The 17410-nt window shown below is 63.7% G+C and carries 14 protein-coding genes; 10 read left to right on the top strand and 4 right to left on the bottom strand.

Annotation, left to right across the window (positions count from 1 at the left end; all coding sequences use genetic code 11):
• Nucleotides 1-336 carry a hypothetical protein gene (locus tag AC07UC_RS11690; protein ID WP_494905792.1) on the bottom strand — a complete coding sequence of 112 codons (336 nt, stop codon included), beginning with the start codon at nt 334-336 and terminating at the stop codon, nt 1-3.
• 1100 nt (nt 337-1436) lie between these two features.
• On the opposite strand from AC07UC_RS11690, the gene AC07UC_RS11685 reads away from it, so the two are divergent.
• The 10 genes from AC07UC_RS11685 (at nt 1437) to AC07UC_RS11640 (ending at nt 13897) form a co-directional block, all read left to right on the top strand.
• Nucleotides 1437-2900 (top strand): phospholipase D-like domain-containing protein, encoded by a 1464-nt coding sequence (locus AC07UC_RS11685; RefSeq protein WP_494905790.1) that lies wholly within the window; start codon nt 1437-1439, stop codon nt 2898-2900.
• A gap of 119 nt (nt 2901-3019) precedes the next feature.
• Nucleotides 3020-3871, top strand: a complete 852-nt coding sequence (locus AC07UC_RS11680) for an endonuclease/exonuclease/phosphatase family protein (protein WP_140771627.1) — start codon at nt 3020-3022, stop codon at nt 3869-3871.
• A gap of 74 nt (nt 3872-3945) precedes the next feature.
• A complete protein-coding gene (locus AC07UC_RS11675; RefSeq protein WP_494905789.1) occupies nt 3946-4269 on the top strand; it encodes a hypothetical protein in 324 nt (107 codons plus the stop codon).
• 141 nt (nt 4270-4410) lie between these two features.
• Entirely contained in the window at nt 4411-5013 is a 603-nt protein-coding gene (locus AC07UC_RS11670; protein WP_494905788.1) for an ANTAR domain-containing response regulator, read from the top strand.
• 2 nt (nt 5014-5015) lie between these two features.
• Nucleotides 5016-6254, top strand: a complete 1239-nt coding sequence (locus AC07UC_RS11665; RefSeq protein WP_494908922.1) for a CmpA/NrtA family ABC transporter substrate-binding protein — start codon at nt 5016-5018, stop codon at nt 6252-6254.
• A 354-nt stretch (nt 6255-6608) separates the two neighbouring features.
• Complete coding sequence (locus tag AC07UC_RS11660) at nt 6609-6806, top strand: hypothetical protein (RefSeq protein WP_494905786.1); 198 nt, start codon at nt 6609-6611, stop codon at nt 6804-6806.
• A 58-nt stretch (nt 6807-6864) separates the two neighbouring features.
• Entirely contained in the window at nt 6865-8166 is a 1302-nt protein-coding gene (locus tag AC07UC_RS11655) for an MFS transporter (protein ID WP_494905785.1), read from the top strand.
• Between the two features lie 8 nt (nt 8167-8174).
• Entirely contained in the window at nt 8175-10625 is a 2451-nt protein-coding gene (gene nirB, locus AC07UC_RS11650; RefSeq protein ID WP_494905784.1) for a nitrite reductase large subunit NirB, read from the top strand.
• Nucleotides 10626-10668: 43 nt separating this feature from the next.
• A complete protein-coding gene (gene nirD, locus AC07UC_RS11645) occupies nt 10669-10998 on the top strand; it encodes a nitrite reductase small subunit NirD (protein WP_494905783.1) in 330 nt (109 codons plus the stop codon).
• Nucleotides 10999-11002: 4 nt separating this feature from the next.
• Nucleotides 11003-13897 carry a nitrate reductase gene (locus tag AC07UC_RS11640; protein WP_494905781.1) on the top strand — a complete coding sequence of 965 codons (2895 nt, stop codon included), beginning with the start codon at nt 11003-11005 and terminating at the stop codon, nt 13895-13897.
• Between the two features lie 95 nt (nt 13898-13992).
• Here AC07UC_RS11640 and AC07UC_RS11635 read toward each other — a convergent pair whose 3' ends face one another.
• From AC07UC_RS11635 to AC07UC_RS11625, 3 genes are read right to left on the bottom strand one after another with little or no spacing between them, the layout of a single operon-like run.
• Nucleotides 13993-15387 carry a glutamine synthetase family protein gene (locus tag AC07UC_RS11635; protein WP_056578149.1) on the bottom strand — a complete coding sequence of 465 codons (1395 nt, stop codon included), beginning with the start codon at nt 15385-15387 and terminating at the stop codon, nt 13993-13995.
• Nucleotides 15388-15419: 32 nt separating this feature from the next.
• Entirely contained in the window at nt 15420-16505 is a 1086-nt protein-coding gene (locus tag AC07UC_RS11630) for a branched-chain amino acid ABC transporter permease (RefSeq protein ID WP_494905779.1), read from the bottom strand.
• 1 nt (nt 16506) lies between these two features.
• Nucleotides 16507-17406 carry a branched-chain amino acid ABC transporter permease gene (locus AC07UC_RS11625; RefSeq protein ID WP_202326063.1) on the bottom strand — a complete coding sequence of 300 codons (900 nt, stop codon included), beginning with the start codon at nt 17404-17406 and terminating at the stop codon, nt 16507-16509.
• Between the last annotated feature and the right edge of the window lie 4 nt (nt 17407-17410).

Below are 17410 nucleotides of genomic sequence, written 5' to 3'. Positions count from 1 at the left end.
CTATGGTCCCGACCGGTTGCCCGGCGCCGCTCCAGGATCGCCGGGGGCGAAGATGTCGCCGGTTATTTCCGCCGTGCGCCAGCCGCAGGTGCTGTTGCCTGTCAAGACGTTGATACCGGCCGCACGTTGGGCCATCTGACCGCCACTGACAATCCGGCTGTCGAAGGCAGGTGTACTTTCGCCGTCCGCGCCATCTGTGGCTGCATCGCAGCCGACATCCAACCCATTCAAACCCTGAGGGAGCGAGGTGGGCTCCAGGTTGTTGCTCATGGCGGCGACGGAGGAGCTATGTGCGGCAAACGCCGGAGCACACGCAAAACGCAGGGAGGTCAACATCCCTGCCGCCACCGCTTCCCTTCCAAGAGATGGCCGCATGCATCTCCTCACTCCAGGATTCCGGATAAGCAAGACTAGCAGTTGAAGAAGATCCAGGCAAGAAAGGCGGATCTGATAAAAATCTTACACTTTACGCTAATACGACCGCAGTAAATGGATTAACAGAAATTGCTAATATACACCTTCAATTTGGAACGATGGATTTGCATCCAAACTAAATAATATGGCTTTATTCAACGTTGAATCGTATTGATTCTATTATGTTTTGTGATCGGCACGGGCGATTCCGGATACTATCACCTCGATCGCAGATGCGTTGCGACGGCCGAACATTCGTGAGCCGGTCTTCAGCGTGTGGACTCCACCCAAGGTTCTTAGCGGTCTGCCGGCGAAGCGGTGCAACAGGTCACGAGCGAGAGCGCGTGGACCGAGGCGCTTCAAGATTAGGAAGCTCGACGCGACGAAACGTTCCTCGATCCTCGCTAAGTCGATGAGATGCAAGCTCGCTTTCTCAGCCGCAGCAGCGAAGCCGGAACTGGTGGTTCGATGAGTAGGGGGAAAGGCGGTAGCGCTCTCCCGCTACCACTTTCTCCACACTGTTTTGACGCCGTCGGGGTACTCTCGCCCAAGGGTGCGGTGAGACGCTCCGCGACTTCAACTTCACCGATCCTCGATGATCTCGAAACACAGAAGCGGCCGTCAACAACTCGATGCCAATCGACACTGTGCATCTGTTCGCAGGAGCGGGAACTCCGGCTCGCGAAGGTGCGGCTACTCGCTCAGTATGATCCCGGATGCCACGATTTGCGCTGTGCGCTCGGTTAGTTTTTCGCGTTTCACAAGCGTGGGTTTGACGTAGGTTTTCTTCATGGTCACGCTCCGATGGCAGTGGCACCGGGACTAAACGACCGCGGCGCGGCAACGTTCCATGGGACCCGGCAAGGCGACGCTGGAGCACGCAGAACCGATGTTTTGCCCTGGCCAATCCCGTGGCGCTGACGCCTATCCAAAGTGCTGACCGAGCTATGGGCGCCACCTGCGAATGCGAAGCATGATCGGCCGCATTGCCTTCTGCAATCGCTCGCTGGATAGTCCCGGCAATGTTCGACACCATTGCGACTCACTGGAGCCAAATCCTGGCAATCATCTCGGTGGTGATGGCGACCGTCGGTATCGCCCACGCCGTCATGACCAAGGAAGATGTCCGCGCCGCCACCGGCTGGGTGGGCGTAATGGTGCTGTCACCGATCCTCGGCGTGCTGATCTATGCCGTGGCCGGCATCAACCGCATTCGCCGCGCCACGATCACCGCGCAGCGCCCGCTTGCCGGCGATGCGGTGGCCGCCAAGCACGAGGGTGACGTCGCTGCCGAGGAGGCACTCATTGTCGAACGGTACGGGCAGCGCTTCACCGGTCTGCGGACACTGGGCGACAGGGTGGCGCGGCGCGCGCTCAACCCAGGCAATGCCATCGACGTACTGGAGACCGGCGACGAGGCCTATGCCGCCATGTGCGCGGCCATCGATGGCGCCGAACGCAGCCTCCTGCTCGAGACTTACATTTTCGACAATGACGCCGTCGGCCTGCTTTTCGTCGAATCGCTGGCCGGTGCCGTCCGGCGCGGCGTCACCGTTCGTGTGCTGATCGACGCCGTCGGCGCCCGCTATTCGGTCCCCAGCATCCTGGGTCATCTGCGCGAGGCCGACATTCCCGCCGACGTCTTCAACGGCAACATCGTCATGGGCCTGCGCCTGCCTTACGCCAATCTCAGGACCCACCGGAAGATCCTTGTGGTCGACGGCACGGTTGCCTTTACCGGCGGCATGAACATCCGCAAGGGTTTTTCCGCCGAGTTCGCAGGCTCCAACAGCGCAAGGGACACGCATTTCAAGGTCACCGGGCCTGTCGTCGCCGACCTGTTCTCGGTTGCCGCCGAAGACTGGCGCTTCGCCACCAACGAGGCCCTGAAGGGCGATGCCTGGCGAATTGCCCCGCTGTCGCCGCCACCTGGCCAGCCGATGCTGGTGCGGGCGGTTGCATCCGGGCCTGATGCCAGCAATGAGACCAACCACAAACTGCTGATCGGTGCGTTCTCGGTCGCGCGCAAGTCGATCCGCCTGATGTCGCCCTATTTCCTGCCGGACCGGGAGCTGATCAGCGCGTTGATCACCGCCGCCCGACGCGGCGTCGAGATCGATGTCGTGGTGCCCGCGGTGAACAATCTCTTCCTTGTCGACCGCGCCATGACCGCGCAATTCGACCAGATCCTGAAGAACTATTGCCGCATATGGCGCACGGAAGGCCCATTCGACCATTCCAAGCTGCTTTCGATCGACGGCGTCTGGGCCTATGTCGGCTCGTCCAATCTCGACGCCCGGTCGTTGCGGCTCAACTTCGAGATCGATCTGGAGGTCCTCGACGCGGGCTTTGCCCACGAGATCGAAACCCGGATTGGATCGGCAATCGAAACGGCCATCCCTGTCACCCTGGACTCCTTGCGGGCCCGGCCCTTCATCATCCGGCTGTTCGACCGTATCCTGTGGCTGGGATCACCCTATCTCTAGAAGGCCTGACTTTAACAAAACGACGTGTTTGCCGGATAGTTTGAAGTCGATCATGGAACATAGGCGCAAAGACTCTATTTGAAGTGCATGGTGAAGGCAGCAGGAATGGCAAGCACACGATGCGAATGAACGGACGCAGCCTTCCGGCAAGCATGCTTTTGACCATCCGCGACCGGCGGATGCGGAAAGCAAACGCGGCTGCGCACAAGGCGACCGCCGCCACCGGCACGCTGGTCGCTTCCTACAATGTCCATAAATGTATCGGTGTCGACCGGAAGTTCGACCCTGAGCGGACCAGCCGCGTCATCCGCGAAATCGACCCCGATGTCATTGCCCTGCAGGAGGCCGACAACCGTTTCGGCGACCGTGACGGCCTCCTGGACCTGCCCCGCCTCGAGCGCGAAACCGGCCTCGTGCCGGTGCCGATTTCGGCCACCGGCAAGGGTCACGGCTGGCATGGCAATGTCCTGCTGTTCAAGAGGGGTGTCGTCCGTGACGTGCATCAGATCAGGCTTCCGGGCCTGGAACCGCGCGGCGCGGTGGTGGCGGAGATCGACCTCGATGGAAACCGGACATTGCGTGTCATCGCCGCCCATCTCGGCTTGCTGCGCCATTCGCGCTCCCAGCAGGCTCGCGTCGTGCTGGACATCATGAGCAGCGCCGATGAGAAGCCGACCCTGCTGCTTGGCGACCTTAACGAGTGGCGGCTTGGAAACCGCTCCGCGCTCAACACGCTGCATGCGACTTTCGGGCCGCAACCGCCGGCGGTCCCCACCTTCCCCTCCAACCTGCCGCTCTTGGCGCTCGACCGGATCATGACCAATCGGCACGGAATGATAGCGGCGGTCGAAGCGCACGATACGCCGCTATCGCGCGTTGCCTCCGATCATCTACCGCTAACAGCCTTCGTGCGCCTGGATCATATGGTTTCGGCCGATAACGCAATGTCTCCTGCGTCGCAAAGTGTGTAGATTTACAGTGGAACGCTCGGTTCTTCCGCGAGTTGATACGTCGAGTTTAAGTCCTGAACTCGCAGGAGGACGAAATGAAAAAATTGATTTTAGCTTCCCTTTTGGCATTGACGGCGACAGCGGCAGTCATTGCGCCAACGCAAGCCGCTAGCGTGATTATCCAGTCCGACGACGGCAACCGATATTCACCGGATGACGAGTCCGATAATGGCGGAATTGTTGTTCGCCGGCACCATGACCGCCGTTATGACAATCAGTATGATGGCGACCAGAACGTCCAGTATGACAATGACGGCGAATACCGGCGCCACCACCGGCATCACCGCTGCCACACCGAAACGGTCGTGCATTGGCGCCATCATCACAGGGTGATCGAGGACGTTCGCGTCTGCGGCTAAAACCCCGGTTTGCTCGGTTCCGCCAGAACCTGATCCTCGGCGGAGAGTGAGTATCGCGACGGCGATGGCATAGCCACGGTTCTTACATGGACGTGGCTATACCGCATTGCACAATTTCGCGGCCTTGCCCACAATGCGGGCATGGTCCGATCCTCCCTAGCCGTCCTGGTGATCGACGAAAATCGCATCCGCGCCTCGATCATCGAGGCGGGACTGCGCGAGGCTGGCCATGAACGGGTCACCATCATCCATGACGTGACCGGCATCGCGCGACGGATCGCCGAGATCGAGCCGGATGTCATCGTCATCGACCTCGAAAACCCCAACCGTGACATGCTCGAAAACATGTTCCAGCTGTCGCGTGCCGTGAAGCGGCCGATCGCCATGTTCGTCGACCGCTCGGACCAGGCCTCGATCGAGGCAGCGGTCGATGCCGGCGTGTCCGCCTATGTCGTCGACGGGCTCAGGCAAGAGCGCGTCAAGCCGATCCTCGACATGGCGGTGAGCCGCTTCAATGCTTTCTCGCGCATGGCACGCGAGCTGGAAGAGGCGCGCAGCGAGCTAGAGGGTCGCAAGGTCATTGACCGCGCCAAGGGCATATTGATGAAGTCGCGCGGCCTCTCCGAAGACGCCGCCTACACGCTGTTGCGCAAGACGGCGATGAACCAGAACCGCAAGATCAGCGAGATCGCCCAGAGCCTGGTGACTGCCGCCGGGCTGCTCGGACCGGCGGAGGACGAATGAGCATGGGTGCCGAGCATCAGATCACCGCCGGCTTCATGCCGCTTTTCGACAGCGCCGTGCTGGTCGCGGCAAGCCAGCTTGGCTTCGCCGCGCGCGAAGGCATAGATCTCACGCTGCACCGCGAGACGTCCTGGGCCAACATCCGCGACCGTATCGCCATCGGCCATTTCCATCTCGCGCATATGCTGGGGCCGATGCCGCTCGCCTGCAATCTCGGGCTGACGCCGCTCGCTTCCGAAACCATCGTGCCCTTCTCGCTCGGGCTTGGCGGCAATTGCGTCACCATTTCCAACGCAGTCTGGGCCGGCATGGCCGCGCATGGCGCGGAACCCGATCTTGATCCGGCGCGAGCCGGAGCGGCACTTGGCGGCTTCATCCGCGAGCGGGCGGCGGGCGGGCGCGAGCCGTTACGCTTCGCCGTCGTGCATCCGCATTCCGGGCACAATTACGAACTGCGCTACTGGCTGGCCGCCTGCGGCATCGATCCCGACCGCGAAATCGAGATTGTCATCGTACCGCCGCCGTTCATGGCCGACGCGCTGGCCACTGGGCGCATCGACGGCTACTGCGTCGGCGAACCCTGGAACAGCGCCGCGGTGGCCGCCGGCACCGGCCATATCGTCACCGTCAAGGCGCAGATATGGCGCAACAGTCCGGAGAAGGTGATCGGCGTGCGCAAGGCCTGGGCGGACGAGAATCCCGGGGCTCTGGCCGCGCTGCTGCGCGCGCTGCATCATTCGGCGCGCTGGTGCCAGGATCCGGTCAACCACGCCGAGCTGGCCGCCGTGATGGCGCAGCCCGCCTTCCTCGGCCTGCCGCCGGCCGTGCAGATGCCGATCCTGACCGGTCATCTCCGATTGGGCGGCACAGCGCAACGAGATGTTGACGACTTCTTCCTGCCCTTCGACAAGGCGGCGAACTTTCCGTGGAAGAGCCATGCGCTGTGGTTCTACACGCAGATGGTGCGCTGGGGGCATGTGGCGCACACACCTGAAAATCTCGCCATTGCGCGCGACTGCTACAGGCCCGACCTCTACCGCGCGGCGATGAAGCCGCTCGGCGTGGCACTTCCCGGCGCCAATGCCAAGGTCGAGGGCGCGCTCAAGCTCGCCACCGCGGTCGGCGCGACCGGGGCGGGCCTTGTGCTCGGCCCGGACGGTTTCTTCGACGGCCAGATCTTCGATCCTGACGAGATCGACGCCTACATTGCCGGTCAGAAATCGGCCCGCGCGGAAGCCTGATCATTCCAGCGCCATTCTTGTGCATTGCACAAAAATTGTGCGCTCGATAGTTCTGATGAACAATCTTTGACCTGCGCGGCCTGCGGGGCCGCGCGGCGACGATCGCTTTGCATCACTGATTTCATTGATTTTTTTCTGCCACCCGAAACTGGCACGGTTCCTGCTTTGAATTAGCCGAGCCCTTCTCGGGCACTCGAACAGGCGTCCAATGGCGGGCGCCCACAGGCAAAGCTGCCGCTCAGGTCAAGACGCGATCCGGATTTCCGGGCGCGAAGACCTGGCCGGCGGCTTTTTTGTTTTGGCCGATACGCAATCGACGGCGCTGGTCCCAGGCGGCGTCAACCGGAGACGACGATGGCAATACGGATCGGAACTGTCACCACCCTCAAGGATTTCACACGCCGCGATTTTCTGGCGAGCAGCGCGCTGACGGCGGTGCTGTTCACCGCCGCGCTCCTGCTCTTTCCCGCAGGCGTCAAGACTGACGGCAAGGGTCCCGAAGTGACCGCGCAAAGCTCGGTTTCAACCAGCTCGCCGATGTCGCGCCGCTGACAATAGCGAACGAACAGACAAGGGCGGCGCCTCCCGCGCCGCATACCGGAGTCGACAAATGACCGCAAATCTCCCAGCCGCGCCCAGCCCGGACAATGCTCCCCGGCAGGCGCTCGTGATGTCCACCATCGCCTTCACCATCTGCTTCGCGGTGTGGACGATCTTTTCGATCATCGGCGTGCGCATCAAGCAGGAGCTTGGGCTGAACGAGACTGAGTTCGGCCTGCTCGTCGGCACGCCGATCCTGACTGGTTCGCTCGTGCGCATGGTGCTCGGCGTCTGGACCGACCGTTTTGGCGGACGGCTGGTCTACACCGCGACCATGCTTGCCGCGGCGGTCGCGACCTTCCTGCTGGCCTTTGCGCACACCTACGGGCAGATGCTGGTCGCAGCACTTGGCGTCGGGCTCGCCGGCGGCTCTTTCGCCGTTGGCGTGTCCTATGTCTCGCGCTTCTTCCCCGCCGATAGGCAGGGCACGGCCCTTGGCATCTTCGGCGCCGGCAATGTCGGGGCCGCGGTCACCAAGTTCCTGGCGCCGTTCGTGCTGCTCTCCTGGGGCTGGCAGTCGGTCGCGATGATCTGGGCGGCCGCACTCGTCGTCATGGCCGCTATCTTCTGGTTCACCACCGGCGACGATCCGGTCATCCGCGAGCGCCGTGCCGGCAAGGCAGCACCGACCAGAAGCTTCTGGCAGGAATTCGCACCGCTCAAGAACCTGCAGGTCTGGCGCTTCGCCTTCTACTATTTCTTCGCCTTCGGCGCGTTCGTGGCGCTGTCGCTGTGGCTGCCGCGCTACCTGATCGGCGTTTACGGGTTCGGGCTTGCGACCGCCGGCATGATCGGCGCCGCCTATTCGATTCCCGCGAGCGTCTTCCGCGCCTATGGCGGCGTAATTTCCGACCGGATCGGCGCCCGTACCGTGCTCTATTCGACCTTCGCCGTCAGTGCCGTCGCGACTCTCGTTCTGTCTCTCCCCTCGGCAGACTACGTCGTACGCGGCATCAGCGGGCCGATCGCCTTCCATTTCGAGATCGGCCCGCTCGCCTTCATCGCCGTTGCCTGCGTGCTCGGCTTCTTCATGAGCCTCGGCAAGGCTGCGGTCTACAAGCACATCCCCGCCTACTATCCGCAGAATGTCGGCGCTGTAGGAGGCGTCGTGGGCATGATCGGCGGGCTCGGCGGCTTTGTCCTTCCGATCGCCTTCGGCGCGCTCAACGACCTCACCGGCGTCTGGTCGAGCTGCTTCATGCTGCTGTTCCTGATCGTCGTCGCCTGCCTTGCCTGGATGCATGTCTCCATCCGGCGCATGGAGCGTGCGGCACCTGCTGAAGCTTCACCCCTTTCCTACGCGGCTGAGTGAGACTGGATATGACCGAGAAACTCGTCATCATCGGCAACGGCATGGCCCCCGGGCGCATGCTGGAGCATCTGCTGGAAAAGGCGCCCGGCCGCTACCAGGTCACCATCTTCAACGCCGAGCCGCGCGTGAACTACGACCGCATCATGCTGTCGCCTGTTCTGTCGGGCGAGAAGGATTATGAGGAGATCATCATCCATGGTGACGGCTGGTACATCAAGCACGGCATCACCCTCTACAAGGGCCACAAGATCGTTGCCATCGACCGGCAAGCAAAGACCGTCACCTCCGATCATGGCGTCACAGAGCCTTACGACAAGCTTGTCATCGCCACCGGTTCGGTGCCGTTCATCATTCCGGTGCCCGGTCACAATCTGCCCGGCGTGCTGACCTACCGCGATCTCGACGATGTACGCGCCATGATGCTTGCCGCCCAGTCGCGGGCCAAGGCCGTGGTCATCGGCGGCGGCCTGCTCGGGCTGGAGGCGGCGGCCGGACTGAATGCGCAAGGCATGGACGTCACCGTGCTTCATGTCATGCCGACGCTGATGGAGCGCCAGCTCGATCCGGCCGCCGGCTACCTGCTGCAGCGCGCGGTGGAGCAACGCGGCATCAAGGTCATCACCAAGGCCAACACGCAGGCAATCAGCGGCAACGGCAAGGTCGAGCAGGTGGAACTCGCCGACGGCACCGTGATTCCGGCGACGCTGGTGGTGATGGCGGTCGGCATCAGGCCGAATGCGGCACTGGCGAAAGAGGCTGGTATCGCCGTCAACAGAGGCATCGTCGTCGACGCCGGCATGCGCAGCAACGACCCCGACATCTACGCGCTCGGCGAATGCGCCGAGGTCAACGGCATGGTCTACGGGCTGGTCGCACCGCTCTACGAGATGGCGCGTGTTGCGGCGAGCCAGCTCGCCGGCGACGAGGCTGCCGCCTTCGTCCATTCCGACACGCCGACCAAGCTCAAGGTCACCGGCATCGAGCTGTTCTCGCTTGGCGACTTCGCCGATGGCGACGACCGCCAGGAGATCGTGCTGCGCGATGCTTCGGCCGGTGTCTACAAGCGTCTGGTGCTCCGGGATGACCGCATCATCGGCACCGTGCTTTACGGCGAGACCGCTGACGGCGCCTGGTTCAACGACCTCAAGAAGAAGCAGACCGATATTTCGGAGATGCGCGACACGCTTATTTTCGGTCAGTCATACCAGGGGGGTGCCCCGCTGGACCCTATGGCGGCCGTTGCAGCCTTGCCGGATGATGCGGAAATCTGCGGCTGCAATGGCGTCTGTAAGAGCAAGATCACCAGCATGATCACGGCCAAGGGCCTGACTTCGCTCGACGATGTCAGGGCGCACACCAAGGCGTCGGCCTCCTGCGGCTCCTGCACCGGGCTGGTCGAGAAGCTGATGGTGCTGACCCTTGGCGACACCTACAACCCGGCCGCCGTGCAGCCCATGTGCGCCTGCACCACGCTCGGCCATGACGAGGTGCGCCGGCTGATCAAGGCCAAGCACCTGAAGACCATTCCGGCCGTCATGCAGGAGCTGGAGTGGAAGACCTCCTGCGGCTGCGCCAAATGCCGGCCCGCCCTTAACTACTATCTCGTCTGCGACTGGCCGGACGACTACGCTGACGACTATCAGTCGCGCTTCATCAACGAGCGTGTCCACGCCAACATCCAGAAGGACGGCACCTATTCAGTGGTGCCGCGCATGTGGGGCGGGGTGACCAACGCCGCCGAACTGCGCGCCATCGCCGACGTCGTCGACAAGTTCGAGATCCCGATGGTCAAGGTCACCGGCGGCCAGCGCATCGACATGCTGGGCATCCGCAAGGAAGACCTGCCGGCGGTGTGGGCCGATCTCGGCCAGGCCGGCTTCGTCTCCGGTCATGCCTATGCCAAGGGCCTGCGCACGGTGAAGACCTGCGTCGGCTCGGACTGGTGCCGCTTCGGCACGCAGGATTCGACGGGGCTCGGCATCCGCATCGAAAAATTCATGTGGGGCTCATGGACCCCGGCCAAGCTCAAGATGGCGGTGTCGGGCTGTCCCAGGAATTGCGCCGAAGCGACCTGCAAGGATGTCGGCGTCATCTGCGTCGACTCTGGCTACGAAATCCATTTCGCGGGCGCGGCAGGCCTCGACATCAAGGGCACCGAAGTGCTGGGCCTGGTCAAGACCGAGGACGAGGCGCTGGAGCACATCGTGGCGCTGACACAGATGTACCGCGAGCAGGGCCGCTATCTCGAGCGCATCTACAAATGGGCCAAGCGCATTGGCATCCCCGAGATCAAGCGCCAGATCATGGACGACGATGCCAAGCGCAAGGCCTATTACGACCGCTTCGTCTTTTCCCAGAAATTCGCCCAGGTCGACCCGTGGTCGGAACGCGTCTCCGGCAAGGACAAGCACGAGTTTCGGCCGATGGCTTCGGTCGGGTTTGCGCAGGCGGCGGAGTGATGGAGATGTCAGCGGCGCAATCCCATCAAGCAAAGGCAGCTCAATGACCTGGGTCGCCATCGGCACCATCTCCGACATCCCCCGCCGTGGCGCGCGCTGCGTCGCCACCCCGCAACGCAAGGTCGCCGTCTTCCGCACCCAGGACGACCAGGTCTTCGCCATCGACGATCACTGCCCGCACAAAGGCGGTCCGCTGAGCCAGGGCATCGTCCATGGCGCGGCGGTGACCTGTCCCTTGCACAATTGGGTGATCTCGCTGGAGACGGGCAAGGCGCTCGGCGCCGACGAAGGCGTGGTGCGCACCATCCCGGTCAAGGTCGAGGGCGAACGCCTGTTCCTGGCACTGGAAACGCTGGCGAGCCATGCGGCCTGAACACATGCAGATTGACGAGGCGCGCGAGGTGAGGACCACCTGCCCCTATTGCGGGGTGGGCTGCGGCGTGCTGGCGAAGGTCGCCGCGGACGGACAAGTGTCCGTTCGCGGCGACCCCGATCATCCCGCGAATTTCGGCCGCCTCTGCTCCAAGGGCTCGGCGCTGGCCGAGACCATCGGCCTCGACGGCAGGCTGCTCCACCCCGAAATCCAAGGCCGCCGCGCAGGGTGGGACGAAGCACTCGACCGCGTCGCCTCGACCTTCTCGCAAACCATCGCCGAGCACGGGCCGGACGCGGTCGCCTTCTATGTCTCGGGCCAGTTGCTGACCGAGGACTATTATCTCGCCAACAAGCTGATGAAGGGTTTTGTCGGCTCGACCAACATCGACACCAATTCTCGCCTGTGCATGGCCTCATCCGTCGCCGGCCACCGCCGCGCCTTCGGTTCCGACACGGTGCCGGGAACATACGAGGATCTGGAGCTCGCCGATCTCATCGTGCTCGTCGGCTCCAACCTCGCCTGGTGCCACCCCGTGCTCTACCAGCGCATCGCGGCGGCCCGGGAAAAACGGCCCGGGATGAAGATCGTGCTTGTCGACCCGCGCCGCACCATGACCGCTGACATAGCCGACATGCATCTGGCGATCGCGCCCGATGGCGACGTCGCTCTGTTCACCGGCCTGCTCGCCTGGCTCGGCCAGCACAACGCGCTCGACCGCGCCTATATCACGGCGCACACGACGGGCTTCGGACAAGCCCTTTTCGCCGCCTCCACGCTCGATCTTGCCGGTGTTGCCACGGCCACCGGCCTTAGCGAAGACGAGCTTGGCCGTTTCTACAGCCTGTTTGCCGCCACCTCCAGGACAGTGACGGTCTACAGCCAGGGTGTGAACCAGTCGTCGTCGGGCACCGACAAGGTCAATGCCATCATCAACTGCCATCTCGCCACCGGCCGCATCGGCAAGCCGGGAGCCGGGCCGTTCTCCGTGACCGGCCAGCCCAACGCCATGGGTGGCCGTGAGGTCGGCGGCATGGCGAATATGCTCGCCGCCCATATGGAGATCGAGAACCCCGAGCACCGTGGCCGCGTGCGGCGCTTCTGGAACGCGCCTGATATCGCGCAGAAGCCCGGCCTGAAGGCGGTCGAGATGTTTCAGGCCGTGGCCGACGGGCGCGTCAAGGCGCTGTGGATCATGGCCACCAACCCTGTCGATTCGATGCCGGACGCCGACGCCGTCGAAGCGGCGATCAAGGCTTGCCCGTTCGTCGTGGTGTCGGACGTGCTGGCCTGCACGGACACCGTGCGCCATGCCCATGTACGGCTGCCGGCCACTGCCTGGGGCGAAAAGGACGGCACCGTCACCAATTCGGAACGCCGCATCTCGCGCCAGCGCGCCTTTCTGCCCCCACCCGGTGAGGCGCGGCCCGACTGGTGGATTGTCGCCGAAGTGGCGCGACGGATGGGATTTGCCGAGGCGTTCGCGCATGCTTCGCCGACGGAGATTTTTGGCGAGCACGCCGCGCTGTCTGGGTTTGAGAATGACGGTGCGCGGGACTTCGATATTGGGTTTTATGCGGGGGTAGATGCTGAGGAATACGGCGCGCTGGCTCCATTCCAGTGGCCAGCGCCGAGCCAAGGCACCCCCCTCTGGCCTGCCGGCCATCTCCCCCTCAAGGGGGGAGATCAGCCCTCATTGCTGCCTTCGCCAATCGTCAACGTTGCAGAAGGGGCTGCGGGCTCGAAACTGCCAATCTCCCCCCTTGAGGGGGAGATGTCCGGCAGGACAGAGGGGGGCGTTCAAGCTCGACGCCCACTGGAGAGGGTCGTTCAAACTGTGCCTCCGCTGGAGGCGGTCGCCTCCACCGAACGCCACCCCACCCGCTTCTTCGCCAGCGGCAATTTCTACACACCCGACCGCAAAGCCCGCTTCATCGCCATCCGTCCCACCACCGACATCCGCGTCATCAACGATTTCCCGCTCGTCCTCAACACCGGCCGCATCCGCGACCACTGGCACACCATGACGCGCACCGGCAAAAGCCCGCGTCTGTCCCAGCACATTGCCGAGCCCTTCGTCGAAATCCACCCCGTGGACGCGCAGCACCACGGCATCGGCGACGCCGACATCGTGCGTATCTCCAGCCGACACGGCGAGGTGCTGGTCCGCGCCCTGATCACGTCCCGCCAGCGCCGGGGCAGCGTCTTCGCACCAATGCACTGGACCGACCAGTTCGCGGCAAGGGGCCGGCTCGACGCACTGACCGCGCAGCTCGTCGATCCGGTCTCGGGCCAACCCGCGCTGAAACATGTCGCCGCACGCATGGAGAAGTTTGCCGCCAAGGCTTTTGGTTTTGCCGTGACGCGGCAACGCCCCGCGACCATTGCCGCAGACTATTGGGCGATTGCCCGCTGCAAGGGTGGCTGGCGGGTAGAGCTTGCCTTCGCTGACGACGGCATCGACTGGACTGGGTTTGCCCAATCCTTGTTCGCCACGTCGCCCGATGCTCAGATGCTCGCCTATCACGACCGCGACGCCGGCCGGCACCGCATCGCCGCCTTCGATGGCGAGCACCTCATGGGCGCCTTGTTCGTCGCGCCCGGCCCGGTCGCGGTGTCGCGTGGCTGGGCGGCTGAACAGCTCGAGCAGGTTCACGCCAGCCAGCGCGAACGCTTCAGAATCGTCGCCGGCCGCGCCGGTGCCGATCGGCCAGATGCAGGCGCCACCGTCTGCTCCTGTTTCAACGTCGGAGCCAACCAGATCGTGGCGGCAGTGGCAGCCGGCTGCACCACCGTCGAAGCCATCGGCGGTGCGCTAAAGGCCGGCACCAATTGCGGCTCCTGCCGGTCGGAGATCCGCGCCCTCATCCAGGCCAATCGCGTTCAGGCGGCCGAGTGAACGGCGTCCTAAAGCAATTCCAGGAAAAGTGTGAAGCGGTTTTCCCGGGCAAAGCGCATAGCGCTTTGCCCTTCGGAATTGCGTTAAAATAAGAGTCAGCTCACAAAATAGCGCTGCCATTCGAAGTCGGTGATGTGCGAGGCCTGCCAGGCGTCGAACGCCGCCTGCTCTGCGCGCCGGCTTTCGGCATAGTTGTCGCGGAAGGCCTCGCCGAACGCCTCGGCGCAGAAGTCCGACGCGGCGAATGCCTCGATGGAGGCATTGAGCGTGCGCGGCAGTTTCGGCTTGTCGAGAGTGGCGAGGTTCGACGTCACCGGCGCTTCCAGTGGCAGGTCCTTTTCAATGCCCTCGCAGCCCGCCGCGAGGATCGCCGCGATCGACAGATAGGGATTGATGTCGGCACCCGGCGCACGATGCTCCAGCCGGCAGGCGCCGTCATTGGGCGTTGTGATGGCGCGGATTGGCGCGGTGCGGTTCTCGAAGCCCCAGGCGACATCTTCCGGTGACCAGGCGCCACGGTCGAAGCGGCGGTAGGAATTGACCGTCGGCCGGAACAGGAGATGCGTTTCCTGCATCCGGTTGAGCACGCCCGCGAGGAATTTCTCGGCGACCGGCGTCAGCCTGTTCGGGCCAGCGGCGAAGGCCGGCTTGCCGTCGCGCCACAGGCTGACATGGTGATGCGCGCCACAGGCGCTTTCCTTGCCCGGCGGCTGGAAGCGGGTCATGAAGGTGGCGACCAGGCCCCGCTCGGCGCAGAGCTCGCGCAGATGCAGCTTGGCGCGCATGGCATCATCGGCCGCCTGCAGCGGGGTCTTCGGCGTCAGCGCATATTCATACATGCCGTAGCCATATTCGGTGACCAGCGAGGCAACGCCGATGCCGATGCTCTTCATCCGGGTGATGAACTCGGCGGCGAAATCCTGATACTCGCCGCTGCGCACCAGATCATAGTTGATCAGCGAATGGCCCCATGGCTTGAGCTCACGATAGCGCCCGGCGCGCATCAGATCGTGGTCGGCATGGAAGATACCAAACTCGTATTCCAGCGCGAACATCGGCTCGTAGCCGAGCGCCTTGGCGCGCTCCTCGACGCGAGCCAGCACGCCGCGCGGATCGAACGGACAGACCGCGCCATCGAGCATGTAGGAGCGGGTGATGGCCGAGGCGAATTTCGGCTTCCAGCCATGCCGCACCACGGTCGCGGGATCGATGATCCCCTTGATATTGGGAAAGCCGTTCTCCTCATTGGCGCTGGGCGATGCGAAGGCGACATCGCCCATCGGCTGGCCGTCGCCATGGGTGACGCAATAGAGGATGGCGTTGATGGATTCGCCATGCGTCGACAGCTTCAGCGGTGCGATCTTGGAGCGGAACGCGCCCGACGTGTCGACCGTATGCACCTCGATGAACTCGACCCCGTCGGCCGCGAGTTTCTTCTGCAACGCCTCGAGCTGGGGCGCGTAAGCCGCGGCCTTGTCCTCAAATTCCACTTTCAGTCCTCCACCAAGAATGCCGGGCGCCGCTATTTCGCGTTGCGCCTCAAAAATCGCGACAACAATTCGTCGAGCTCGTAGCGGCCGCTGATGCCGCTCGGCCGGAACGCCATGCACAGCACGATGACGACGCCGAGCGCCACGCCGGACAGGCCGAGCAATTGCGGCAGCTGGACGCTGCCGATCGTCACGCCGGATTCGATGCTGCGGATGAATTCCAGCCCGACCGAAAGCACGATCACGCCGGTCACCGCGCCCGTCACCGTGGCCATGCCGCCCAGGATCAGCATCGCCAGCGTGTTGAAGATCATCTGGAAGTAGAAGAGCTTTGGGCTGATCGTGCCGGCGAAATAGGCATAGAGCACACCGGCAAGGCCGCAGATCAGCGCCGACAGCACCCACGACATCAGCCGCAGCTTTTTCGCGTCGATGCCGAGCGCAGCGGCGGCTTGCGGACTCTGGGCGCTCGCCCGCAGCTGCAGGCCCCAGCGGCTATCCTTGAACAGCCGCGCCAGCACGATCACTACGACCGAAAACACCAGCATCCAGGGCAGGCCAACCACCTTTGGGATGCCGAAGAAGGCCTGGTTGCCCTTGAACAGATCGGTCCAGTTGAGAAACACCGAATGCACGATGATCAGCAGCGCCAGGCTGACGATGGTCGCGGCGACGCCCGACAAGCGGCTGATGACCTTGCCGCTGATAGCGGCGACGATGCCGACCACAACGAGAGCGATCAACGCAGAGGACACCGGGTCGAGCTGCAGCGTCGCGAAACCGAACGGCGCGTTGGGGATCGACAGCTTCTTCATCGCCAGCGGCGTCGAGAGAATGGCGACGCCATAGGCGCCAAGGCCGACAAAGGCGCTGTGGCCGAGATTGGCGATGTTGGAGTTGCCCATGAACACTTGCAGGCCGACGACGACGATCAGGTTCACGAAGGCGCCGAGCGCCAGATAGGTGTAGTAGGTCGGCGCGAAATTGAGGATCGCGAGCCCGATCACCAGCACCGGCAGCGACGTCACCAACCCGCCCATAAGCGAGCGCTTCAGGGCGCTGTTGGGCCGTGTGACAGCCGCAACCGGATGCGCAGTGGTTTCGATAGTCTGCGACACCCTAGATCTCCTTGTCGCCAAGTTCGACCCGCTGGCCGAGCAGGCCTTCCGGCCGGTAGACCAGCAGCGCGACGATGATCACGTAGGTGAGCGCATCCTTGAAGCCCCCATATTCCTGCGGCAAGGCAACCAGCAGCCCGACTTCGATGAAGCCGAGCAGCATGCCGCCGGCCGCCGCCCCCGCCAGCGAGCCGAAGCCGCCGATGACGCAGGCGACGAAGGCCTTCAACACCAGGCCGAAACCAAGATCGGGCGAGACGCTGCCGCGCCGCGCGATGATGAACACGGCCGCGATGCCGGCCAGTGCGCCCGAAATGGCGAAGGCGGTGGCGATCACCCGGTTGGCCTTGATGCCCATCAGCCGCACCGTGGCGAAATCGCGCGATGCCGCGCGGATCGCCAGGCCAAGCGTCGAGCGGTTGAGGAAGAGCACCAGCGCCAGAATGGTCAGGCCGGAAACGATGAGTTCCATCACCTGCAGCGACGACACCGCGAACGGGCCGAAGAACCACATCTGGTTCAGCCCGTTGAGGATCGAGACCGACTGCGGCTTGGGCGAGATCAGCAGCATGAACAGGTTCTGCACGACGATCGAGACGCCGAAGGCGGTGAGCAGTCCTGTCGTCGTCGGCGCGTAGCGCACCGGCCGGAACGCGACGCGTTCGAAGGCGACCGCCGCAAGGGCGGCGGCGGCGACGGCAAGCAGCACGGCCACGAATGGCGAGGTCAGGCCAAGGGCGGCCGCCAGGAACACGCTGTAGGCAGAGACGCCGATGATTTCGCCATGCGCGAAATTGACCAGGCCCATGATGGAGAACACCACCGCCAGGCCGAGCGCGACCAGTGAATATTCCGCGCCGAAGGCCAGCGCGTTGAGAAGCTGCTGCAGGGCATAGTCCATGTCG

It is taken from the genome of Mesorhizobium sp. GW821-FHT04C10 (genome assembly GCF_059420305.1).
Note: the sequence above shows the minus strand (reverse complement) of the source record. Positions and strands in the feature narration are given on the sequence as shown.

Excerpts from the sequence above, each read along its gene's own strand:
- AC07UC_RS11690 (WP_494905792.1), bottom strand. The coding sequence starts at position 336 with ATGTTGACCTCCCTGCGTTTTGCGTGTGCTCCGGCGTTTGCCGCACAT.
- AC07UC_RS11685 (WP_494905790.1), top strand. The coding sequence starts at position 1,437 with ATGTTCGACACCATTGCGACTCACTGGAGCCAAATCCTGGCAATCATC.
- AC07UC_RS11680 (WP_140771627.1), top strand. The coding sequence starts at position 3,020 with ATGCGAATGAACGGACGCAGCCTTCCGGCAAGCATGCTTTTGACCATC.
- AC07UC_RS11675 (WP_494905789.1), top strand. The coding sequence starts at position 3,946 with ATGAAAAAATTGATTTTAGCTTCCCTTTTGGCATTGACGGCGACAGCG.
- AC07UC_RS11670 (WP_494905788.1), top strand. The coding sequence starts at position 4,411 with ATGGTCCGATCCTCCCTAGCCGTCCTGGTGATCGACGAAAATCGCATC.
- AC07UC_RS11665 (WP_494908922.1), top strand. The coding sequence starts at position 5,016 with ATGGGTGCCGAGCATCAGATCACCGCCGGCTTCATGCCGCTTTTCGAC.
- AC07UC_RS11660 (WP_494905786.1), top strand. The coding sequence starts at position 6,609 with ATGGCAATACGGATCGGAACTGTCACCACCCTCAAGGATTTCACACGC.
- AC07UC_RS11655 (WP_494905785.1), top strand. The coding sequence starts at position 6,865 with ATGACCGCAAATCTCCCAGCCGCGCCCAGCCCGGACAATGCTCCCCGG.
- nirB (WP_494905784.1), top strand. The coding sequence starts at position 8,175 with ATGACCGAGAAACTCGTCATCATCGGCAACGGCATGGCCCCCGGGCGC.
- nirD (WP_494905783.1), top strand. The coding sequence starts at position 10,669 with ATGACCTGGGTCGCCATCGGCACCATCTCCGACATCCCCCGCCGTGGC.
- AC07UC_RS11640 (WP_494905781.1), top strand. The coding sequence starts at position 11,003 with ATGCAGATTGACGAGGCGCGCGAGGTGAGGACCACCTGCCCCTATTGC.
- AC07UC_RS11625 (WP_202326063.1), bottom strand. The coding sequence starts at position 17,406 with ATGGACTATGCCCTGCAGCAGCTTCTCAACGCGCTGGCCTTCGGCGCG.